Annotated in this window: 19 protein-coding genes; 3 read left to right on the top strand and 16 right to left on the bottom strand. The window is 69.8% G+C overall.

Annotated features, from left to right (window positions below; genetic code table 11):
* The first annotated feature begins 14 nt into the window (after window positions 1–14).
* Both ACQPWU_RS52290 and ACQPWU_RS52285 read left to right on the top strand, forming a co-directional pair.
* On the top strand, window positions 15–1073 hold the full coding sequence (locus ACQPWU_RS52290) for a LacI family DNA-binding transcriptional regulator (RefSeq protein WP_433434298.1): 1059 nt from the start codon (window positions 15–17) through the stop codon (window positions 1071–1073).
* A 373-nt stretch (window positions 1074–1446) separates the two neighbouring features.
* Window positions 1447–2352, top strand: coding sequence for an NADP-dependent oxidoreductase (locus ACQPWU_RS52285; protein WP_433434296.1), 906 nt, complete (start codon window positions 1447–1449; stop codon window positions 2350–2352).
* 94 nt (window positions 2353–2446) lie between these two features.
* Here ACQPWU_RS52285 and ACQPWU_RS52280 read toward each other — a convergent pair whose 3' ends face one another.
* The 16 genes from ACQPWU_RS52280 to ACQPWU_RS52205 form a co-directional block, all read right to left on the bottom strand.
* Window positions 2447–4510: a prolyl oligopeptidase family serine peptidase gene (locus tag ACQPWU_RS52280; RefSeq protein ID WP_433434294.1), complete on the bottom strand. Its 2064-nt coding sequence runs from the start codon at window positions 4508–4510 to the stop codon at window positions 2447–2449.
* Window positions 4511–4583: 73 nt separating this feature from the next.
* On the bottom strand, window positions 4584–5003 hold the full coding sequence (locus ACQPWU_RS52275) for a hypothetical protein (RefSeq protein WP_433434292.1): 420 nt from the start codon (window positions 5001–5003) through the stop codon (window positions 4584–4586).
* Window positions 5004–5275: 272 nt separating this feature from the next.
* Window positions 5276–5575, bottom strand: coding sequence for a hypothetical protein (locus ACQPWU_RS52270; protein ID WP_360689961.1), 300 nt, complete (start codon window positions 5573–5575; stop codon window positions 5276–5278).
* A 15-nt stretch (window positions 5576–5590) separates the two neighbouring features.
* Complete coding sequence (locus ACQPWU_RS52265) at window positions 5591–6034, bottom strand: hypothetical protein (RefSeq protein WP_433434290.1); 444 nt, start codon at window positions 6032–6034, stop codon at window positions 5591–5593.
* A 289-nt stretch (window positions 6035–6323) separates the two neighbouring features.
* Window positions 6324–6818 carry a flavin reductase family protein gene (locus ACQPWU_RS52260; RefSeq protein WP_433434288.1) on the bottom strand — a complete coding sequence of 165 codons (495 nt, stop codon included), beginning with the start codon at window positions 6816–6818 and terminating at the stop codon, window positions 6324–6326.
* 18 nt (window positions 6819–6836) lie between these two features.
* Window positions 6837–7259 (bottom strand): DUF6113 family protein, encoded by a 423-nt coding sequence (locus tag ACQPWU_RS52255; RefSeq protein ID WP_433434286.1) that lies wholly within the window; start codon window positions 7257–7259, stop codon window positions 6837–6839.
* An 11-nt stretch (window positions 7260–7270) separates the two neighbouring features.
* A complete protein-coding gene (mshB, locus tag ACQPWU_RS52250; protein ID WP_433434284.1) occupies window positions 7271–8176 on the bottom strand; it encodes an N-acetyl-1-D-myo-inositol-2-amino-2-deoxy-alpha-D-glucopyranoside deacetylase in 906 nt (301 codons plus the stop codon).
* A gap of 107 nt (window positions 8177–8283) precedes the next feature.
* Window positions 8284–9120, bottom strand: a complete 837-nt coding sequence (locus tag ACQPWU_RS52245; protein WP_433434283.1) for a hypothetical protein — start codon at window positions 9118–9120, stop codon at window positions 8284–8286.
* Between the two features lie 213 nt (window positions 9121–9333).
* Window positions 9334–11820 carry a penicillin acylase family protein gene (locus ACQPWU_RS52240; protein ID WP_433445519.1) on the bottom strand — a complete coding sequence of 829 codons (2487 nt, stop codon included), beginning with the start codon at window positions 11818–11820 and terminating at the stop codon, window positions 9334–9336.
* 371 nt (window positions 11821–12191) lie between these two features.
* A complete protein-coding gene (gene cysS / locus ACQPWU_RS52235) occupies window positions 12192–13547 on the bottom strand; it encodes a cysteine--tRNA ligase (RefSeq protein ID WP_433434281.1) in 1356 nt (451 codons plus the stop codon).
* Between the two features lie 106 nt (window positions 13548–13653).
* A complete protein-coding gene (locus ACQPWU_RS52230; protein ID WP_433434279.1) occupies window positions 13654–15438 on the bottom strand; it encodes a sigma factor-like helix-turn-helix DNA-binding protein in 1785 nt (594 codons plus the stop codon).
* A gap of 119 nt (window positions 15439–15557) precedes the next feature.
* Entirely contained in the window at window positions 15558–17387 is a 1830-nt protein-coding gene (locus tag ACQPWU_RS52225) for a UvrD-helicase domain-containing protein (protein ID WP_433434277.1), read from the bottom strand.
* Between the two features lie 4 nt (window positions 17388–17391).
* Window positions 17392–19803, bottom strand: coding sequence for a hypothetical protein (locus ACQPWU_RS52220; RefSeq protein ID WP_433434275.1), 2412 nt, complete (start codon window positions 19801–19803; stop codon window positions 17392–17394).
* Between the two features lie 112 nt (window positions 19804–19915).
* A complete protein-coding gene (locus ACQPWU_RS52215) occupies window positions 19916–20692 on the bottom strand; it encodes a class I SAM-dependent methyltransferase (RefSeq protein ID WP_360690386.1) in 777 nt (258 codons plus the stop codon).
* A gap of 102 nt (window positions 20693–20794) precedes the next feature.
* Window positions 20795–21868, bottom strand: coding sequence for an ABC transporter substrate-binding protein (locus ACQPWU_RS52210; protein ID WP_433434273.1), 1074 nt, complete (start codon window positions 21866–21868; stop codon window positions 20795–20797).
* Between the two features lie 11 nt (window positions 21869–21879).
* On the bottom strand, window positions 21880–22116 hold the full coding sequence (locus tag ACQPWU_RS52205) for a hypothetical protein (protein ID WP_433434271.1): 237 nt from the start codon (window positions 22114–22116) through the stop codon (window positions 21880–21882).
* Window positions 22117–22222: 106 nt separating this feature from the next.
* Here ACQPWU_RS52205 and fdxA point away from each other — a divergent pair, with 106 nt between their 5' ends.
* Window positions 22223–22549 (top strand): ferredoxin, encoded by a 327-nt coding sequence (gene fdxA, locus ACQPWU_RS52200; RefSeq protein WP_080047500.1) that lies wholly within the window; start codon window positions 22223–22225, stop codon window positions 22547–22549.
* The last annotated feature ends 20 nt before the right edge of the window (window positions 22550–22569 follow it).

Raw genomic sequence — 22569 nt, 5'->3', positions numbered from 1 at the left:
AATAGGATGGCCCTGTGCCGACTAACAGCAGACGCGTGACGCTGAAGGATGTGGCGGCTCGTGCGGGGGTGTCACTCATGACCGCCTCCTACGCCTTCAACCGGCCCGCGCGGGTCGCGGCGGCCACCCGCGATCGCGTGCACCGCGCGGCCGGCGAACTGGGGTATCGTCCCGACGCCGTGGGCCGCGCGCTGAAATCCGGTCGAACGCATCAGCTCGGGGTGGTCTTCAGCGAACACCTGGCCTACGCCTTCGACGATCCTCAAGCGGCACAGTTCCTGGCCGGGGTCGCAGATGTCTGCGTCGAGGAAGATCAAGGTCTCACCTTCATCCCCACGCGGGGTGACGCCGCTGACGCCGGCCGTGTCCTGTCTGCGGCAGTCGACGGCTTCGTGTTGTGGACCACCGCAGAAGACGATCCAGTGCTGGCGGCGGTCGCTGACGACCCCCGCCCCGCCGTCATCCAGGGCGGTCCACAACGCCAGGGCATCGCCTGTGTCACCCAGGACGACTACCAGGCCGCTCACGCAGTCGCCGCCCAGGGACTCCGTGACGGCCGGACGCCCGTAGTGATCTCATTCCCTCTCGATCGCCACCGCGAGTATCTGGTGACGACCGGCGCGGGTCTGCCGCCACGCGCACCGTTCCCCGTCACCGACGCCCGCCTGCGAGGCTACCGCGCCGCCATCGAACAGGCCGGGCTCAGCTGGACGAACACACCGATCGCCGTCGTGGCTCGCAACACCCAACGAGACGGCGCCGCCGCAGCGCGAGACCTCGCCCCCCGCCTCACTCCCCATGCGCTCATCATCGCCATGAGCGACGAACTGGCCCTGGGGGCCCACCAGACCCTCCAGAAAAGTCACCCGGAGGCTGCCTACCTCGGCTGGGACGCATCTCCAACAGGCCAAAGGCTCGGCATCACCTCCGTCACGAACCCGCTACGAGACCAAGGTCGCCGCTGCGCGGATCTGGCGCTCAACCCCGACCAGCCGAACACCCAAGAAGTCCCGTGGACCATCACCTCCGGATCCGCGCCCACAGCCGGCGCCTCGCCCGCCCACGGGCGATGACCCCAAGCAGGTCCGCCACGCCCGCGACCTGCTCACCCGCTCTTCGTGCCGCCCCCGGTGTCCAAGGGCCCGCGCATCCTGGGCCCGGGGGTGCCGTTTCGGTATTCGCGAACACCTCGTCGGCGCCCTCGGCGAGGCGCCCGACAGGACCACAGGTAGTCGGTCGGCCATCCTCGTGCGTCGAGTCGGGTTGGAATCGGGCTGATCCTGCCAGCGGAGCGATCCCTTCAGAGCTCGATGAATCGGGCCCTCGGTACTTGCCGGACCGGCCGCCGTGCGGAGCCGTCAACTGTGATCGGCTGACCCCGGCGGTCCAGCAGTAAACGAATCAACGTTAATGTTGGACGCTCATCGAACATTATGGGAGTGGGATATGCGCGCTCTGCAGATCGACCACTTTGGAGATCTTGACGTGCTGGCCTTGGTCAACGTACCGGAACCGCAGCCGGCCGATGGCGAGGTGCTGGTGCGGGTCATCGCCTCGGCCATCAACCCGGTCGATGACAAGACACGGGAAGGGGCCATCGGCGAGGGCACACCACCGTTGCCGATGACGCTGGGTTGGGAACTGGCGGGGATCGTCGTCAACGCGGGAACGAGCGGGCTGCCCGTCGGCGAGCGGGTGTTCGGCATGTCGCATCAACTGGCGACCGGGCGCGGCTCATGGGCCGACCTCGTCGCCATCCCGGCTGCCTCCATCGCCGTAGCACCCTCCTCAGTCAGCTTGGCAGAGGCGGCGACCCTGCCCCTGCCGGGACTGACCGCGTTGCAGACCCTGGACTGGCTGCATGTCGGCCAGGGAGACAAGCTGCTGGTGGCGGGCGCGGCAGGGGCAGTCGGCGGACTCGCCGTGCAACTCGCGCGTGCGCGTGGAGCGCAGGTGGACGCGCTGGTGTCCAGGCAAGCCCAGATCGAGGTGGTACAAGAACTGGGAGCCGACCACGCCACGACCGACCGGAACACCCTGCGGGCGGGCGGCTACCACGCCGTCTTCGACACCTTCGGTGCCTTTGTCGCCGACGCTGTGGCCGATGGCGGCAGGTACGCCTCGATCGCCACTCAAGCCGGGCCCGTACCCGACCTGTCACATCGTCGCGTGCACACCACGGTCAACCAGGTACGCGAAGACGGCCGCGGACTCGCCGAACTCGCCGCAGCCGTAGACAGCGGGCGACTGAAGATCCGGGTCGACGCGCAGTACCCCGTACACAATGCAAAGGCCGCCCATGAGCACTTCCGGCGGGGAAGATTGACCGGCAAGATCGCGCTCATCTTCTGAAGGGGCAACACCCCGGGAAGTGATCAGCTTCGGGACGGGAAACGTTCTCCACCTGCGTCACGTCGCAGGTGGAGAACTCCATACAGGCCCGGGGTCAGCCCAGCGACCTCTTCAAGAAGTCGACCTGGAGCAGCAGCAGGTTCTCCGCCACGACCTCCTGCGGTGTCATGTGCGTCACCCCGGACAGCGGAAGCACGCTGTGCTGCCGCCCGGACGCCAGCAGCGCGGACGACAGGCGCAGCGTGTGGGCCGCCACCACGTTGTCGTCGGCCAGGCCGTGGATCAGCAGCAGCGGGCGTTCGAGCTTGGCGGCGTCCGCGAACAACGAGGACTTCTCGTACACCTCGGGCTGCTCGTCCGGATGGCCCAGGTATCGCTCGGTGTAGCACGTGTCGTACAGCCGCCAGTCCGTCACCGGCGCCCCCGCCACCGCCGCGTGGAACACGTCGGGCCGCCGCAGCACCGCCAGCGCGGCCAGGAACCCGCCGAACGACCAGCCACGAATGGCCACCCTCGTCAGATCGAGGTCGTCGGGGTACTGCTCGGCCACGCCTTGCAGGGCGTCGATCTGGTCCTCGAGCGCGGGGGTCGCCAGGTCGTTGAGCACGGTCCGCTCGAACTCGGGACCCCGGCCAGGCGTGCCCCGCCCGTCGGCCACGATGACGGCGAACCCCTGCTCGGCGAACCACTGGCTCTCCAGGAACGCGCCGCGCCGGTTGAGCACCCGCTGCGCGTGCGGGCCGCCGTACGGATCCATGAGGACCGGCAGCCTCCGCGAGCCCTGCTCGTGCCACGAGGGCAGCACCACGGCGGTGGCCAGCTCGCGACGACCGGAACGGCCGAGCGAGACCCGCAGGTCGAGGCCCGGTCGCTCGGCGAACGACGGGATCGGCACCGCCATGCCGTCACGCCGTACCACCGTGGTCGACACGCCCTCGGCGTCGAGGCTCTGCTCGGTCAGCACGCCCACGCCGCCCGCCATCCGCCCCGAGAACACCCCGGAACGGGTCGAGACGGGCAGCAGCGAATGCCCGTCCCAGGTCCAGAGGTGGATCTCGGTCGGGTCGCCGCTCGCACTGAACAGCACGCTGTCATGATCGACATCGAGCACCGCCCGCACCTGCAGCGTGGGCGGCGTGACCGCGCGGTCGCCGACGAACAGCCGGTTGCCGCCCCCGGAGCTCGCCACCCACACCAGCGAACCGTCGTCGAGGTGCGCGGGCACGCCGGTGACGATGTCGACCCAGGCGGGATCGGTGTCCTCGCGCACCAGCGTGGACGCGCCGGTCGCCGGATCGACCGTGAACAGCCGCATCGTCCGCTGGTCGCGAGTCAGGGTCACGATCGACAGCGCGTGAGGGTCCCAGGCCGCCGTCGTGAGGTATTCCTCCTCGTACGGAACCGCGACCCGCGACCCGTCGAGCCCCAGCACGAACAGCTCGGTGACGGCGTTGGGCGTGCCGGCGGCCGGATAGCGCTGGTCCGAGGCCGGACGGTCGGGGTTGGCCGGGTCGGCGATGTGCCAGACCTGGACCGGGGCCTCGTCGGCGCGCTCAACCAGCAGCGCGTCGCTCGACGGCGCCCACCAGTAGCCGCGCATCCTGCTCATCTCCTCGGCGGCGATGAACTCGGCCAGCCCGTACGTCACGGTCTCCGACTCCGGCGTGGCCAGCGCGCGGTCCTCGCCCGTGACGAGGTCCTGGACGCGCAGGGCCCCGCCCGTGACGTACGCGACATGTCGCCCGTCAGGCGACAGGCGGGGATCGATGACCGCGCCCGGGGTGTCCTGCCGCCGCACCTGGCCGCTCGCCAGATCGACGACGTAGAGCGCGCCGGACAGCGCGAAGCAGGCCCGCGTCACGTCCTTGTCCGTCGCGTACGCGACCACGCCCCCCGCGGCCTCCCGGCTGCGCTCACGCCTGGCGCGCTCCTCGGGCGGCAGATCCTCCTCGTCGCCGTGGAGCGCCCGCGGGTCCACGACCAGGCGCTCGACGTGGGTGTCGGTGTCGAGCTCCCACAGGCAGGTCACCGGATCGGTGCCCGAATGCGTACGCAGGAAGACCACCCGGCCGCCGTCCGGGGAGATCGTGAAGCCCCTGGGCACTCCCAGGGTGAACCGGCGGGTCCTGGCAGACAGGCGCGGGAAGCTCTCGCTCATGGCCCCAATCCTGCCATTGGGTAGTCACTGCTTTCATGCGGGTGGCAGTCGTCTCGCCGCGCTCCCGCGTCCCTTACGACACTCTCTTCCGCCGCCACCACAGTGCGGCCCTGGGATAGCCGCCGTCCTCCAGGTCGGCCAGCCGCTCGAAGACGTTGTACGAAGCCTGGTGGCCGCAGACCAGCACCGAGACGAGCATCGACAGGAGGTAGAGGGGGAGCATGGGCAGGCCGACACACCAGGCCCACTGGGTGGCGTGGCGGTCCTCGTGGAGGATGAGGCGGTGGTCCAGCGCGTTCCACTTGGTCAGGACGACGTTGCCCACCGTGAACGCCCCTGCGATGGGGAAGCGGTAGCGGTAGCCGAAGGCCAGGATGAGCCCATTGGGGCCAGGTTGCCTGGTCGCGCCGCCGATGAACGAGACCAGCAGGCCGAGCGGAGTGGCGAGATTGATGTAGTTCGCCGCGCGGCGGAACCGGAAGCGCGTCTCCATGCGTCCCACCCTTGACCAATCTTGACAAGTCGGAATAATGGCCCCCGTCCTGAAATCTCCTACAAGAGCAGGATTATGAGATTCTCCATCCTGGGCGCGCTGCTCGGCACCGTCGCACTGGCAGGAGCCGGCGGAGTCGCGATCACCCAGACGTCAGCGTCCGATCCCCTACGATCCACTGACAACCGACTAGGCGCTCTAGGTGCGGAGGTGGCGTTAGCAACCGCCCCCACCACGAGTCCGACCCCAACGGAGAGCCCCACAGCCGGGGATTACACCGCCACGACGAAGGTAGTCAAGAGCCGCGGCGTTTCCTTCTTGAATGTGTCCATCACGGATGCGGAAGCCGCCCTCTTCTCGGTCAAGCAGAAGGTCTGCAAGGGCAGGTCGTGCAAGACGACCAGCGTCAACATCCTGGTCGCCGATGGCTCGGGCGAGTCCGCGAAGAGGCTCGGCTGGGGCACGTACAAGAAGCGTGGCAAACCGGCCGTCAGCGTGACGCCCGTTCCGACGGTCACTGTTACCGAGCCGGGCCCGACCGTCACTGTCACCGAGCCCGGCCCGACCGTCACGGAGACGTTCACCTGTCAGCCGAGTGCTGAGCCGACGGAAACCCTCGCGCCGACGGACGTCCCGACCGAGTCGGTGACGCCGACCGGCACGGATTCCCCGCCGGTTACGACAAGCCCGACGGTGACCGACACCCCGACCCCGACTCCGACTGACACCGCGACTCCGACTGACACCGCGACCGAAACTCCCACCGAAACCCCGACCGAAACCCCGACCGAGACTTCGACCACGGTACCGACCGAGACTTCGACCACGACGCCGACCGACGTCCCCACCGACAGCGCGACGCCGACGGAGAGCTCCCCGGAGATCCCCGTCTGCCCGCCGCCGGCGGAGGAGTCGCCGACGGAGGTCCCCTCGGAGACCCCGACGGACACAGCCGCGCCGACCGACTCCAGCGTCCCGACGGAGAGCCCGTCTGAGACCCCGACCACGACGCCGTCGGAATCGGCCAGCACTCCCGCCCAGTAACGTCACGGGAGCCGACCAATGAGCGGGCCAGGCCAAGCGCCTGGCCCGCCTCATGCCCGGACCGCGGGCATCCGTAAGGCCCCCCGGCCCGACCCGGCGCACATGGGGACCGCGGGCATCCGTACGGCCCCCCGGCCCGACCCGGCGCACACGGGGACCGCGGGCATCCGCACGGTTACGACTCCCCGACTCGACTGACACGCGGACCGCGCGCATCCGCACGGTCATCCGACTCGGTGCGGCTCACATCCAAGTCGCACCCACCCGCACCGCGGCCTAGAGCGTCTTGTACCGCCCGTCGTGGTACAGCAGCGGTGCCTCGTCCGAGGGCGTGTCCAGCGACGTCACACTACCCACCACGATCGAGTGATCCCCGCCGTCGTGCACGGCCGTCGTAGCGCACTCGATCGTGGCGATGGCCTCGTCGAACAATGCCACACCCGATTCGCCCCAATGATGCGACCACCGCGCGAGCTGCCCGTTCAACGGCCTCCCCCGGTGGGCGAAGAAACGCGAGGCGTCCTCCATGGACGCGGGCAGCACGGACACACCCCACACCCCCGCCTCCATCACCGCGTCATGAAAGCGCGCCACCTTCTCGGCGCAGAACAGCACGAGGAGCGGGTCGAGGGAGACAGATGTGAACGAATTCACCGTCATCGCGTGATCGACATCGCCCACCCTGGTCGTGACGATCGCGACTCCGGTGGCGAAGCGGCCGACTACCTTGCGGTACGTTGCCGGGTCCACCGGCCGCTCGATCGAATGCACGACCGCTACTTTATGCCTCTACATAGAGTTCTTCTGAGGGTACCCATGCAAGAGCCACGATCCACCCCTTGATGTGGGCGAAAGCAGATAGGCAGCCACAGCGGCCACCAAACCTCCGTACAGGTACACGTACCCGGGCACGCCATCCGCGATGACCAGGTCGCCCGCGCCCAGCTTCAGCGCGAACGGCATCGTCACCAGCAGCCATCCGAGCGCCGTCACGAAGGCCGCGAGCCTGGACCGCATCAGCCTGCCCGCCCCCAGGCAGACCACCAGCAACGCCAGCACCCATCCGATCGCGGGAACGGGAACGGGCCCGGTCTGCGATGCCGGATCCGAATGCGTGAAACCGCCCACGACTCCCATGACGACGCCGAGCACGAACAGCATGCCGTACGCCGCCCCACCCAGGGCCGACTCGGCCTGGCTGCGATGTTCCATGTCGCACGAGGTTAGTCGATGCCGGCAAATAGATCGTTCTCGCGGTTGTGCGGCTCACCGAGTCCGCCCGCCTCAACGGGCGGACCGGGCACCGGAGGGCCGGGCACGCCGAAGGCCAGCGTGTAGTGCTCGACGCCCAGGACCTCCTGGCCGACGTTGTTGGACAGCGCGAACCACGGATCGTCCACGCTGATCTGCGTGGCGTGCGCCCGCATGGCCTCCAGCTTGTTGCCGATCCACGGGCGGGCGTCGATCTCGGTGGTGATGTCCTCGTCAGCGGTGCCGAACGGCATGTCGTCCACATCCTCGATCAGGAAGTCGACGTCGGCCTCGCGCAGCGCCTCCGACGTGCGCCGCATGCCGGATCGGGAGAGGGCCGTGTGGTAGAACTTGGCGATCTGCCACGGCTCGCCCTCGCCGAAGTCCGGGTTGGCCGCCAGCTCGAACGCTCTGCGCGAAACCCGGTGGGCCTGGATGTGGTCGGGGTGCCCGTAGAAGCCGTTGTCGTCGTACGTGACGAGCACCTGGGGCCGTACCTCTCGGATGACCTTGACCAGTTCCCCTGCCGCCTCGTCGAGGTCGGCGCGCCAGAACGCCTTCGGGTGGTCGTTGGACGCGACCCCCATCATCCCGGAGTCGCGCCAGCGCCCGGGCTCGCCCAGGAAGCGGTGGTCCTCGACGCCGAGCGCCTGGCAGGCGGCGGCGAGCTCGCCGATCCGGTACGGCCCGAGCGCGTCGTCCTGGTCGGCGGCCAGATGGGCGAGATCCTTGGGGATGATCTCGCCTTCCTCGCCGAGCGTGCAGGTCACCAGCGTGACGTGGGCGCCCTCGGCGACGTATTTGGCCATCGTCGCGCCGGTGCCGATCGACTCGTCGTCCGGATGTGCGTGCACGAGGAGAAGGCGTCGATCAGTCACAAGGCAAGAGGGTAACAGTGCGTCCTCCGCTCCCTGGAGGGAGCGGCTTCTCGCCAGGCCGCAGGTCCCTTTCCTGATCTGCGAGGCCAGCACGGCATCCGATTGCTTCATGACCCGTGCGGCCGACCTGACGGCGCCTTCAGCGTGCCCAGGGCGAGCGCGGCGATGGCCAGGCCCGAGACGGCGGCGGCGCACAGGAGGGAGGCGGTGGACGGCGTGAGGACGGTGATGCCCGCCACGGCCAGCGCGGAGACGGCGCCGGCCACGGCCACGTAGAGCCAGGTGGCCAGGCGTATCCAGCGGAGGCGGACGGCCTCCGAGGGCAGGGTGCGGGACAGGAGCCAGGACAGGGCCGGAAGGAGCAGGACGCCGTGCATGAACACGGCGTGGGCGGGCTTCAGCGTGGCGGCCACTGTGTATGCGAGCTGCTGATTGCCCGTCACCACCTCGAGGACCCCGCGGGCGATCATGATGGCGCCGAATGCCATGGCGGCGAGCAGGGTGGCGAAGCCCGCGCGTACGGCCAGGCGCATGCTCGGCGTGACGTCCGGATTGGGGCGGAATGCGGCGATTGTCATGGTGATCGTGATGGCGATGAGGACGCCGCCGCCTACCGCCAGGGTCCTCGCGATGGTGGCGTCGAAGGCGGTCTCCATATTGAAGTGCGACGGGACGCCCCGCCACGCCTGGACGGTGATCAGGGCCACCTCTAACGTGGACGCCGCCGCGAAGGCGCCGAGCAGGAGCGAGCGGGCGCGGAGCCGTACGAACTGGGAGACCCACGTCAGCGTCAGGACGCTCAGCCCGAACGACACACCGAACGTGAACGGCTTGCGCCACGACACCGCGCCCTCCCACGGCCCGCCGTCCACGACGAACACGCCCAGGTGAACGAGGCCCGCGAGCACGAGCAGGACTCCGATGAGGTACCAGAGGCGATTCATGGCGCCATGCTGGCAGGAGGGCGGGGTGCGGTGCGTCGGCTCAGGGTTTGGATCGTCTCTACAACTAGGGTCGTACGGTCGGGGACGTGCGGCGCCGGACCCAGGTCGTACATCCCGGTCTGCGCTCGGACCTGGCGAATGGCGCTGTTCGGGCCCGGCCCGGTCGCGTGTTCCGGGATGGGTTCGGGCCCAGGGTTCGGGCCCGGTCCTCGGTCAGGGGGTGAGCTTGAGGGTGTGGACGGCCGCCTTCTTGATCGACTCGGGTTTCGAGTACATCGGCAGCAGTACGCCCTTCGCCCAGGCCTCCGTCTGGTCCCAGTAGTTGTCGTGGAAGGCATGCCCCGACGCGCCCGTCAGGTTGATCCACTGGGACTTGTCCAGGTCCGACAGATCGACGATCATGCGCATCGACGGTACGGCGGTGATGTCGTACCCCCTCTGAACGTTCCAACCCGTGGCGTTGACGGCGTCCTTGCTCCCCGCCACAGCCAACGGCCCGCGGTTGAGCAGCGCCTCCACCGGCCCTATCCCCGACGTCCCCAGCGAGCCGTTGACCAGCTCCAACTGGTGCAGGTCACCCCAGCGCCAGGACTTGACCTCCGGTCCGAGCCGGTCGGACAGCTCCTGGTACGCCGAGGCCAGCGCCTGGCGGAGGATGTCGTCGCGGGTCTCCTTGCGGTTCTTCGTGGTCACGTCATCCCAGAAGGGGTCGTTCGGAAGGTCGAGCAGGCGCCCGACGACGTCATACCAGCGGTCCCCTCCGGCGGGCCTGGCGCCTTCCGGCAGATCGTCGTTGAACGTCAGCATGAGCACCTGGCGCCACACGGCGTTGAAGTAGGCCGCGGGGGTGGAGTCGAGACCCTGTGTGCGGTCCCACGTCTTCAGCAGCTGCCTGGCCTCGCCGCTCGGCCCCGCCAGGTCCACCCGCATGAGAGCCGGGACCAGCGTCTCCGCGAAGCCGTTGTACGTGTCCTGCTGGATCGCCGACATGGTCGTCGCGTCGATCGGGCCCTTCTTGATCGCTTCCTTGATGCGGTCGCGAATGCGCTGGGAGCGGTAGCCGTGCGCCCAGTCCTTGGTCAGCAGGGGCTTGTAGCGCTTCGGGTCGATGACGGCGTTGTTCGCCGTGACGATGAACCCGTCCGCCGGGTTCTCCACCGAAGGTAACTGGTCGTACGGGATGGGGGCCGTCTTCCAGTCGTACTCGCCCGTCCATCCCGGGACCGGCCAGGTGCCGTCGCCCGCCTCCCGTACGGGGATGCGCCCCGGAGCCTGGTAGCCGATCTGGCCCGTGGTGTCGGCGTAAATCAGGTTCTGGGAGGGCACGTCGAACAGTGCCGCCGCGGCCTTGAACTCCCCCCAGTCACCCGCCTTGTTCAGCGCGAAGACGGCGTCGGCCGTCTTCCCCGGCGCCAGCGCCGTCCACTGCAGCGCCACCGCGTTGGCCTCGCCGCTGGGCTGGGCGTCGTCCATCACCTCGTTGATCAACGGGCCGTGCCGCGTGCTCTTGACGGTGATCGTGACCGGGGCGCCGCCCGCGACCTTGATCTGCTCCTGCCTGGTCTCCAGCTTCACCTGCTGGCCCTTGTACAGGTACGTGTCGCCATGCACCTGCTCCAGGAAGAGGTCCGCCACGTCGGGTCCCAGGTTGGTGAAGCCCCACGCGATCTTGTCCGTGTGCCCGATGACCACGCCGGGAACGCCCGAGAACGTGAACCCGGTCACGTCGTAAGGGCACTCCTCCGTGATCTTCCTGCAGTGCAGCCCCGCCTGATACCAGACGGAGGGCATCTGTGGCGACAGGTGCGGGTCGTTGGCCAGCAGCGGCTTGCCACTCTTGGTGTACTCGCCGGAGACCACCCACGAGTTCGACCCGATGCCCTCGCGGTCCTCGGTGCCCATCGTGCTCGGCACGGCATTCAGGGTCCTGGCGGCCTGGGAGAGCACCCGGGAGGCGCGAATGCGCGGCTCGGCGTGCTGGTCGAAGCGACCCTGGTCGATGGTGCCCTCGGCGACGATCGGGGAGTGGCGGTCGTACGGGTAGCCGGGGTACAGCTGCTCGACCCGTTCCTTGGGCAGCTTGGTCAGCGCCAGCGCGCGGTCGATCTCGTCCTCCATGTTGGAACGCAGGTCCCATGCCATGGCCTTCAACCAGGCCACCGAGTCGGCCGCGGTCCACTTCTCCGGCTGGTAGCCGCCGTTCTGGATCTTCAGGATGGAGTATTCGAGGCTGCGGTCGGACGCGTTCGGGTTGGCGGTTAACCAGGCGTTCACGCCCTTCGCGTACGCGTTCAGGTAGTCCTGGGTCTGCTGGGACAGCTCGGGCAGCTCCTGCTCGGCTACCCTGCGCCAGCCCATGGTCCTGATGGCCTTGTCGTTGTCGACCGTGGCCTTGCCGAAGAGCTCCGAGAGGCGGCCGGAGGTCAGGTGGCGGCGGAAGTCCATCTCGTAGAAGCGGTCCTGGGCGTGGACGAATCCCTGCGCCATGAACAGGTCCGCGGCGGTGTCGGCGTAGATGTGCGGGATTCCTGATTTATCCCGATAAATCTCCACATTTCCTTTTAGGCCCGGCAGCCGTAGCGACCCGTCCACCTGCGGGAACGACTTCCGCACCGTGTAGACGAGCACCCCTGCCAGCACCAGGGCCAGTGCGACAAGGACGGACAACACCCGAGCGAACCACCGCAACGGCCGCGGCATCCACGCATAGGGCCTCACCGACACCTCCATCACTGCCGAACTGGCACTAAGTCTGTCAGCCCGGGATCACTCCTCCGGCCGGGTTTACAACCCTCGGCGGAGGACTTTTCGGACGGCGATTACGGTCGAGAACGGCCACCTCACCCACCGCATCCGTCTTGCCGCGTGGGCGGATTGGGCCGGGCGCGGGCGCGACTTTCGGTCTTGGCGCATGGAGTGTGCTGGGGCGTGTTGAAGGGCCGTCGGCTGGCGCGCCGAGAGTGCCGTCCCGTGCCGTCCCGTCCCGCGCTGCGTCTCACCGACCCGGCGCCGGTGGGCTCGGCGAAAGGACGGACTGGGTGACGTCGTGTGGCGGCGGGGCGCGGGGGTTGTCAGGACCAGGTCTGGCCGTCGGGGGTGTCCGAGACGCGGACCCCCATCTCCGCCAGCAGGTCCCGCAGCCGGTCCGACTCCTCCCAGTCGCCGGCCCCCCGCGCCCGGGCGCGAGACTCCAGCAGTTCCCCGGCACCCGGAGGCAGCACCCGCGCCTTGCCGATCTCCGTGGAAAGGTCCAGCCCCAGCACCTGGTCCACATGCAGGAACGTCTCGAACTTGGCCCCGGGCGCCACCGACGGGTCACGCTCCAGCTCCCGGAGGATCCGCAGTGCGGACGGCGTGTCCAGGTCGTCGTCGAAGGCCGACTCGACCCGCTCCACGTACTCGGAGGCCATCGGCGCGCTGGGCGACTCCGACCATTCGGCGACCCGCGCCCGCCACCTCAGCACCGTCCGGTCCGCGGCCCCCAACGTGTCCCAGGTCAGGTTCAGCTGCTGCCGATACCGATGCTCCAGGAACGCCATCCGCACCGCGAGCGGGTCGAGACCGGCCGAGACCACGTCCGACAGCAGCACCACGTTCCCCGTGGACTTCGCCATCTTGCGCCCGTCGAACAGCAGGTGCTCCCCGTGCACCCAGTTACGCACGACCTCGTGCCCGGCCGCCGAGTTGGACTGGGCCCGCTCGTCCTCATGATGAGGGAAGCGCAGGTCGATCCCGCCGACGTGGACCTCGAAGCGTGAGCCGAGGAAGCGCAGCGACATGGCCGAGCACTCCACGTGCCACCCGGGAAAGCCGCGGCCCCACGGGGAGTCCCACGTCAGCTCGCCGCCGGACGGCTTCCACAGCGCCCAGTCGGCGTGGAAGCGCTTGCGGGGGTCCACGGCGTCGATGCGGTGGGCAGGCTTGAGCGAATCCAGGCGATTTCCAGAAATATCGCCGTAAGTGGGAAATGTTCGTACGTCGAAGAACACCGACCCGTCCGGCACCTCGTACGCGTGCCCCTGCTCGACCAGCTTGGCGATCAGCTCGATCATCAGGTCGACGGTCTCGCTCGCCCGCGGCGTGTGCTCCGGCGGGCGGATGTTGAGCGCCGCGGTGTCGTCCCTGAAGGCGTCCTCGTAGAAGCGGGCCAGCTCACGCACCGACCGCTTCTCGGCCTGCGCCTGCTCCAGGACCTTGTCGGCACCCGAGTCGGTCAGGTGGCCGACGTCGGTGATGTTCTGGCAGGCCAGCACGCGTACCCGCCGCCGTTCGAGGACTCGCCTGATCAGGTCGGACAGCAGGTACGTGCGGAGGTTGCCCACGTGCGCATGGCGGTAGACGGTCGGACCGCACGTGTACATGCGCAACGCCCGCCCCGCGGCGACCTCCTCGACCTGCCTGGCGCGAGTGTCGTAGATCCGGAGCATCCTCCGAGCTTAACCGCCGACGAAGGGCTCAAACCGCCGACGAAGGGCTCAAACCGCCGACGAAGAGCTCAACCGCCGAGGAAGGGCTCAACCACCGACGGAGAGCTCAACTGCCGAGGAAGCCGAGGATGTCCCGGTCGCCGCGCTCGCGCAGCCTGCCGAGCACCTCCTCGCGCGTGGCCGTGTCGGGCATCCCGATCCTGGCCCCGATCAACCGCAGCCCTTCGATCTCCGAGCTGACGGGAGCGGTGTAGCCGATGAGGTAGAGGGCCCGGTTCACCGGCGGCATCCCGACCGGCGCGGCAGGCAGGTAGCGGGTCAGCAGCTCGCCGCCGTCCGACACGGTCAGGAAGACGTGGTCGCCCTCGCTCGCCTTGAAGTCGGCCAGCACGTTGCGGATCGAGCCCATGGTCGGCTGGTTGTGCCAGCTGATCACGACGTCCCCGGACGGGGTCGAGGCGGTGAGCTGCCCGCCCGGCGCCATCCCCAGGTACGCCGCGAAACCGGTGGGCAGCGGCGAACCGGACCCGCGCAGGTGCTCGGCGTTGACGTCCACCCGGTGCCACCAGCGGCCGTCGCGGGAGCGGAAGCTGCGCCGCGTCTCCGACACGTCCTTACGCGGCTGGTACGGCTCCGACTCCCCGCTCGGCGAGGTGCCCGCCACCCTGATCCAGCCCCGTTGCGTGCGCTCGAACCCGGGACCGCCCGAGTAAGCGCGCACCGAACTCTCGCTGACCTCGTACTTCGAGGTCAGGTTTGTCACGATCGTGCTCACCGAGGCCTCGCCCCCGGCGCGCTCGATCTCTCTGGCGATCATCTCCCTGATCCCCAGGTACTCGTCGCCGCCCCACCGCGTCAGGCCGTACTTGTTCCTGTCGACCCGGCGGAAGCGCTCGTCGGCGGTGAGCTGGTTGCGGATGCCGACCAGGCTGTAGTCCTCGCCGATGCGCTCCTGGATCTCCTCGGGCGACAGCGGAGTGCCCGCCACCGCCAGCACCGCCTCGGCCTTCTCGTTGATGCTGCGCGGCCACGGCACCACGTGCTGGCCGAGCACGCGCAGCTGCGGCACGGCCAGGATCCACCGCTCGGCCACGTCCTCGCGCACGCCGAGCTGGGCGACCATGGTCACCGCCTCGCCGATCGGGCGCGGCCCGTCGGCGAACAGCTGCCGCGTCTTCTCCCTCAGCTCGTCCGCGCCGCCCGCCACGAGCCAGCCGTCGGCCTGCTCGTAGCCGGTCAGCAGCGTACGCACGAACCGCCACGCCGGGATCCCCAGCGAGCGCAGCTCGGTGCGATGCCACGGAACGGCGACCTGGAGGTCGTCGGCAGGGACCGCGGACCCCAGCCGGCCGCGCAGCCAGGCGACGTGCGCCACCAGGGCGGCGGCTTCCGGCTTGCCGAGCCAGGCGTCCACATGATCGCGCAGGTCGCGCTCGATCTGCCTGATCCGCTCGCGCGTCACCGAGAAGCGCTGCGCCAGTTCGTCGAGCGTGGCCCGCTGCGCCGCGTAGAGCCGGTCGCGGGCGATGGCCCGCTGCCGGTCGTCCAGCGCCCCGAACAGCTCGTCGATCAGCTCGGGCAGCGGCCTGTCCGGCCTCGACGGCCTGGACGGCGTGGGCACGGCCTCGGACGCGGGCTCGAGCAGCCGCTCGAACACCCCGCTGAACAACTTCTGCACCACGTCCTTGCCGAGCGTCTCCGGCGTCCGCTCGGACTCGGGCGGGTCGGAGAAGCGCAGCAACGGAAGGATGTCGCCGACCATCAGATGACCCCAGCAGGCCACAGCGAGGTCGGCCAGGTGGCCGGCCACGGTCTGCGTCCCGGCGATGGCGCACGCGCGATCGAGGGGGATCGCCTGCCACCAGGCCTCTGGCAGCTGTGGCTCCTCCACGATCGGCGCGATTTGACCAGGGGAGGTCCATCGCAGGGGTGGCGCGAGGTCGCTCAGGCTGAGGTTCATTGAGGTCCAACCGGCAATGGGACGATATATCCGCAGTTCAGACTATGTGATTAGAGTGACAAAAACGGGCTGCCTCTTCCGTAATGGGAGATATAGAGCATCGCACGCGCACGCGTGCAGGCGACGAACAGTATGCTCCGTTCGCGCTGCAGGGCACGAGCCCGAACGTCCAGATCCATGGGGGGCTCTTCCGGCGGCGGCTCGGGCACCACGCCCTCCGCCACGCCGATGAGCGCCACCCGCTCGAACTCCAGTCCCTTGAGCTGCTGGAACGTCGACGCCTGCACGTCCAGGCCGTCCAGCGCCCGCCTGGCCTCGCGGACCAGCCGCGAGGTCCGCGCGCCGACGGCGATCTCGTCCGTGGGCACGCCGTCCGCCAGCCACGCCTCGACCGTGCTGCGCAGCCCGGCCAGCTCCGACTCCGGCGTGTCGTACGCCCTGATGATCGGGCGGTCGCCGTTGCGCGTCGAGCGGAAGCCGTACATATCGGTCATGCCCCTGACCAGGCCGCCGGCCGGGCCGCCGCGCATCCGCACCGCGAAGGACAGCAGCTCCTGAGGCAGCCGGTAGGAGATCCTGAGCGTGTGCTGCACGGCGGGGATGCCCACCGCGCCGAGCGTCACCCGCGTGTCGGTGACCCGCTGGTGCGGGTCGCCGACCATGAACAGGTCATCGGCCGCCCGCGGCACCGCCGCGCGCAGCAGCCGCCACTGAGCCGGGCTGACGTCCTGCGCCTCGTCCACGACGATGTGACGGTACGGCTTGCGCCCGGGATCCACGTCGTCGAGCAGGTCGCCCGTCGCCAGGGAGAGCAGCCTGAGCGCTTCGTCCGTCAGCTGGGCCAGCGTGCGCGCCCCTGGGCCGACCAGCGCCGGGCGGCGGCCCTCCGCGTCGGCCACGATGCGCAGGGCCAGGCGTTCGGTGTTGTCCACTTCGACCCGCTTGCGGACCACCTCGTCCTCGATCAGCAGGTCGAGCTTCGCCGACAGATCCTCGGCCAGCCCCTGCGTGAACGTCACCAGCAGCACAGGGCCGGACCCATGCGCGGCCAGATGGGCGGCCCGCTGCAGGGCGACCACCGTCTTGCCGGTGCCCGCCCCGCCCACGACCAGCACCGGGTACTCGTAGCGGCCTGCCCTGGCCAGCCGGTGCTGCGGCGGCTGCAGGAACGTGCACCAGTCGGGGGCCCCGAGCACCCGGTCCAGCTCCACCTTGTCGGCGACGAACACCGCCCTGTCGGGGCTGCGCCGCAGCGCCGCGTGCAGGTCCTCGGGGTCGATCGGGCCGATCTCCTCGTCGGTCGCGCGCCAGGTGTCCAGCTCGCGCCACGCCTCGGAGAGCGAGCCGCCCCTGGCGAGCACGGCGAGCAGGCTGTGCTGGGTGGGCGGGAGGAGAGGTTCGAGCGCGGCCACGTCGGCCTCGGTCGTGATCAGGCGGAACAGCGGCAGCGCGTGCACGTCCAGGCCGAGTCCCAGCAGGTCGCCGTCGCAGATCGGGTCGAACAGCCCGGCCGACCTGGCCGACCTGCGTAACGCCGGCTCGACACGTTCGAGCGCCTCGGCGTCCCACTCCTCGACGACGCCGATCACCGGGTTGACGCCGTACCTGTGGCGGCGCGCGTACGACCAGGCGTCGGGGTCGGGCAGCACCGTACGCAGCCAGTACACGTCCCGCTGCCGCACCACCACCCCGCGGTGCCCCTCGGCGAGCCGCAGGGTCGCGACCCGCGGGTCCCGGCCGCCCCTGACCCGCTCGGGGTGCGGGGCGCCGGCCACGTTCAGCAGGAACCGGCGCAGCGCGACCACGGCCTCCCTGCGCACCGGCTGGGCCAGTGCGCTGAGCTCCCTGGGAAACTCAGGGCCGATCGCGAGCCGCGGCACCGGCTCAGTCCAGGAGTTCGAGCAGATCGCGGTCCCCGCGTTCGCGGAGCCTGGTGAGGAGGTCGGGCAGTGCGACCGGCCCCGTCATGCCGATCCTTGTGGCGATCACTCTGGCCGCCTGATCTCGGGTGCCTCCCGGGGCCGTGTAGCCCACCAGGCGGAGCGCCTTGGTGATCTTCTCGGCGCCCTGCGCGGCGACCGGGAGGTGCCTGGCCCTGAGCACGCCTTCGTCCGACAGCGTCAGGAACAGGTGTCCGCCCTCACGCGCGCCCACGTCCACCAGGAGGCGTTCGATGGACTCGAGCACCGGCCTGCCGTGCCATGCCATGGTCAGCTCGCCGGCGGCGCTCCGGACCGTTCTGCTCTCGCCGGGCGAGAGGCCCAGATACGACGCGAACCCCGTCGGCAGCGTGCACTCGCCTCCGGCCAGTTGCTCGGCGGTCACGTCGATGCGCAGCCACCAGCGGCCGTCGGGCTGCCTGAAGCAGCGCCTGGTCTGGGAGACGTCCTTCAGCGGCTGGTACGGCTTGTGCTCGCCCGAGCCGCCGTTGGACTCCTCCGGCGGAGGGGCGGGCGGGGTGAACGCCTGGAACTGCGGCGGGCCGGGGGGCGGAGGCATCTGGGCGGAGCCGAACGCCGACTGCGGCTGGAGCTGCGGCTGGGATTGCGGCTGCTGCTGGAGCTGCGGCTCAGGCCGGGCCTCGCGCTGGGGCGAGAGTGTGGCCAGCACGAACTGCCAGGCGGGGACCTCCAGCGCGCGGATCTCCACGTTGTGCCAGTCGGCCGCGCCGATGAGCTGCTCCTTGTGGACGGCCGGGCCCAGGGTCCTGCGCAGCTCGTCCAGATGCGCCCGGTACGGGGCCGCCTCTTCGCTCGCCAGCCAGTGGTCGAGGCGGGTGCGGAACTCGTCCTCGGTCGCGGAGATCTCGGCCGGGGGGACGGCGAAGAGCTTGGCGAGCTGGTCCACGGCGGAGGGTTCGTCGGTGAAGACCCGGTTCTGCGCGACGGCCCAGCTCTTGTCGTCGAGCCCGGCGAACGCGGCCTCGATGAGCTCCGGCAACTCCTGCTCCTGCCCGGCCACCGCGACCGGCTCCTGCTCCGGGGCGGGCTCCTGCGCGGGGGCGGCCTCCTGCGCGGGGGCGGCCTCCTGCGCGGGGGCGGCCTCCTGCGCTGCGGCGGGCTCCTGCTCCGGGGCCGGCGCCTGGACGGGCTCCAGCTCGGGGGCCGGCGCCTCGGAGGGCTCGGGCTCCTCGACCGCGCTCTCGGCCTCCAGGGCCGCGGCCTCCTCGGCCGCCGGTTCGGGAGCGGGCTCCTCGGCCGCGTCGAGCACGGGCTGCGGGTCGGGTTCGGGCGCCTCGTCGGAGACCGGCTCGGCGTCGGCGTCCAGCACCCGCTCGGCAGCCACGGCCTCGCCCTCGTGAAGGGCGGCGTCGTGCGGCTCGGCGGCCACGGGCTCGCCTTCGCCGTTCTCGGCGGGCTCGGGCGCGCCCTCGTGAAGCGCCGCGACCTCCTCATGGGCGGCGTGCTCCGCCTCGGCGGCGTGCTCGGCCTCGGCTGGTCGCTCATCCTCGGCGGCGTGCTCCGAATCGGTGGACTCCACGGCCGCGGCGGCGGGTTCGGCCGCGTCCTCATCGGCGGCCGGCACAGGCCCCGGCTCGTCGATGACCGACCCGGCGGGGGAGAAGTGGGCGGCAGGTTCGGGCTCGTCGATGACCGACCCCGCGGCGGCGAACCGGACCACGGGGTCGGGCTCCTCCACCGGCTCAGGCGAGGGCTCGTCCGCGACCGCCTCAGGGGCCGGCTCGTGGGCCGGCTCGTGGGCCACGGGCAGCGCGGGCTCCGCCTCGGCGGCCTCCCGCTCTTCGGCGGCGTGCGAGGGCTCCACGGCCGCGCGCGACGGCACTTCGGCGGCGTGCGAGGACTCCACGGCCACATGTGACGGCACTTCGGCCACGTGTGCGGGCTCGCCGGCCGCTTCATGCGCGACGGGCGACGGGTGGGCCGCCACCTGCGGGTGTGGGAGACGTACCAGAACCGCCGAGAACAGCGTGTTCAGCACCGGCCGTGCCTGGATGAAGGGCTGGTCCACGAGTTCCCTGCTGGTCAGCGCCAGCAGCCCCGCCCACGATCCGGCCCGGTCGAGGGCGATCGCGACGGCGGGCTCGTCCGCCTCTTCAGGGTCGAGGACGTGCAGCGCCGGCAGGACGTCGCCCACCGCGGCCGCGGGCCAGTGCTCCAGGGCGATCTCCGTCAGCAGCTCGCCCAACGCCTCGGGGCCGATCGCCGTGAGGACGTGCGGCATGGGCAGGCTGCGCCACCACGCGTCCGGCAGATCCGGCTGCCCCGTGAGCAGCATGATCGTCGAAGCGTCGCTCCACCTCAACGGTGGTACGAGGTCGCTCAGGCAGAAGTTCATCCCGTTCCGTTCACCAGCCCCTCACGCCGCCGCAGCGGTGCAGCCGTAATCTCGCCGCCCACGGAACAGACCATAGTCCGGCAAAACAGCCCTACGCATCATGTACAACGCATCAACGCCGAACAGCGGCAAAGCGTAGGCGCACGTAGTCGGCCATCCAGCCAGTCTCTCTGCGGAGCGCGGGCGCGGCCAACTCGTTCACGCGACGGAGCAAGGGCTCCACGATGTCCGGCGGGAGCCCTTCGAGCACCGGCGCGGCGAACATGCGCACCCAGTCGGCGGCCCCGCCGGGGCACTCGTCGAGCGGGGTCGGCCGGTCGAAGTATTCCAGCAACCTGACCACGAACCCCTCCTGCTCGAGGCGGCGGGCGTACTCGGCAGGCGTGGGGAAGTACCACGGCAGGTCGGGTTCGCGCAAGCCGTACTCGCGCCAGGCGGTCAGCATCGCGGCGGTCAGCTCGGCGCAGTTGCCCGCCCCGCCCATCTCGGCGACGAAACGCCCGCCGGGGGTCAGCGCCTCGCGCACGTTGGCGATCACCGTGCCGGGGTCGCGGCTCATCCAGTGCAGCGCGGCGTTGGAGAAGACCGCGTCGTACGGGTCCACCACGGTGAAGTCGTGCCCGTCGCCGACGATGAAGTTGATCCCCGGGTATTGCGCGAGGGCCTTCTCGATCATCGCGGGGGAACCGTCGATGCCCAGTACGTCCGCGCCCCTGAAGGCGAGCTGCGCGGTGAGCACGCCCGTGCCGCACCCGAGGTCGAGCACGCGCTCGCCGGGGCGCGGATCCAGCAGATCGACCAGCGGCGCGCCCTGCGTCGAGACGTAGCCGAAGCTGCTGTCGTAGGCGCGACTGTTCCACCGCTCCAAGCTCGGTGTGTCGTATCGCAAGACGATCAGCTCTCATTCGATCAGACATCGGGCCCCCGTGGCCGTGCTGTCTGTTCACTTTAGAGCCTGAACGTCCCTACGACATATCAAGTCACATCGGACTCATCCGACGCTCTTCGCCCACTCCCGCTTCAGATACTCCTTCGCCGCGTCTGCCTGCGGAATCGTCATGAGCACCGGAGGGCCGGGTGCCTTGGGAAGTTTCGCGGCCTGCTCGGCGTCGAGCGTGCCCTTCATTTGCATCGCCTCGCCACGGGCGGGGCGGGCGAAGCCCTTCTGGAGCAGGTTCTGGCCCTCGTCCGAGAACAGGAACTCCTCCCAGAGCCGGGCCGCGGCCGGGTGCGGGGCCGCCTTGTTGATGGCCTGCATGTGGTAGTCGCCGAGCGGCGCGTCCCGCGGGATCGTCACCTTCCAGGCGTCCGAGTGCGCGGCGCTTCGGGCGGCGTTCAGGTGGTCCCAGGCCACGACCACGTTGGCCTTGGTCAGGTCGGTGAGCCGCCCGGCCTGCTTGAGCTTGGCGAAAAGCGCCACTCCCTGCTCCGGCCGGGGCGCCCCCGACTGCATGGAGGCCGCCATCACGCCGTCGAACGCGCCCTCCGAGCGCAGCGGGTCGCCGTCGAGCGCGACCCGGTACTCGGGCTTGAGCAGGTCGGCGAAGGAGGCGGGAGGCTTGACCGCGCGCGGGTCGTACCCGATGGACATGTAGCCGCCGTAGGCGGCGTACCAGGCGCCGGAGGGATCCTTGACGTCGTCGGGCAGGTCCTGCCAGCCCTGGACCTTGTACGGGGCGAGCCGGTCGGCCCCGGAGACGGCCACGTCCATGGTCAGGTCGAACACGTCGGGCTTGAGCTGCGCGGCGGCGTCCAGCTCGCGCTTGCTGCTGGCCCCCGGCTCCAGCTCGTTGACCTTGATCCCGTACTTGTCGGTGAACGCCTCGATGACCTCGCCGTAGTTGACCCAGTCGCGGGGCAGCCCGATCACGTTGAGCTGGCCTTCGCGCTTGGCGGCGTCGACGAGCCGCTCCATCGTGGTGAAGCCGGCCTTCATCGAGCCTGCCTGGACGTTGATCGGAGGCAGGTTCTTGGGCTGGGCCGAGTTGTGGTCTGTGGACGACGCGCCGCATCCGGCGCTGGCGATGATGGCTGCTGCGGCGGCGGCGCAGGTACGTACAGTCACACTACGAATACTTACTGTTGCATCCGCCCAGGTCGAGGAGGCGCGGCCGGAACGACCTTGGCCGCCACCAGCGTCTCTTCGGGGATCTCCACCAGCGTGCCGTCCTTTTTGCGAACTTTTAGAAGTCCGTCCTCCCACGACACGAGGATGCCCACAGCGTCGCGAAATCCCCCTGGAACGCGCCTACGGGTGGTGATCCGTGCGCCTATATCCTGACTTGTGATCGCGATGACAAGGCGTGCAGCCACGAGTTTGCCACCCTCCGTTTCGGCCAGCTGGCAAGCACGGCAATACTAGGGCGTAGCAAACCGCGGTCAGAGTCATGCCATGGTGCTGGAGAAGAAGGAGCTCGAGGTGACCTACGTCATCGCGCAGCCTTGCGTGGACGTCCTGGACAAGGCGTGCATCGAGGAATGCCCCGTCGATTGCATCTACGAGGGCGAGCGCATGCTTTACATCCACCCCGACGAGTGCGTGGACTGCGGCGCGTGTGAGCCTGTATGCCCCGTCGAGGCGATTTTCTACGAGGACGACCTTCCCGAGCAGTGGAAGGACTTCTACAAGGCGAACGTGGACTTCTTCGAAGACCTCGGCTCGCCGGGTGGCGCTTCGAAGGTCGGGAAGATAGACAAGGACCACCCGGTGGTGGCTGCCCTGCCGCCGCAGGGCGAGGACCACTAGCCGGTCCTGTCTACGCCGTA

This window comes from Nonomuraea sp. CA-141351, assembly GCF_050944675.1.
In the GTDB taxonomy this organism is placed as follows: Bacteria; Actinomycetota; Actinomycetes; order Streptosporangiales; family Streptosporangiaceae; genus Nonomuraea.
This window is presented reverse-complemented; position numbering and strand designations above follow the sequence as displayed.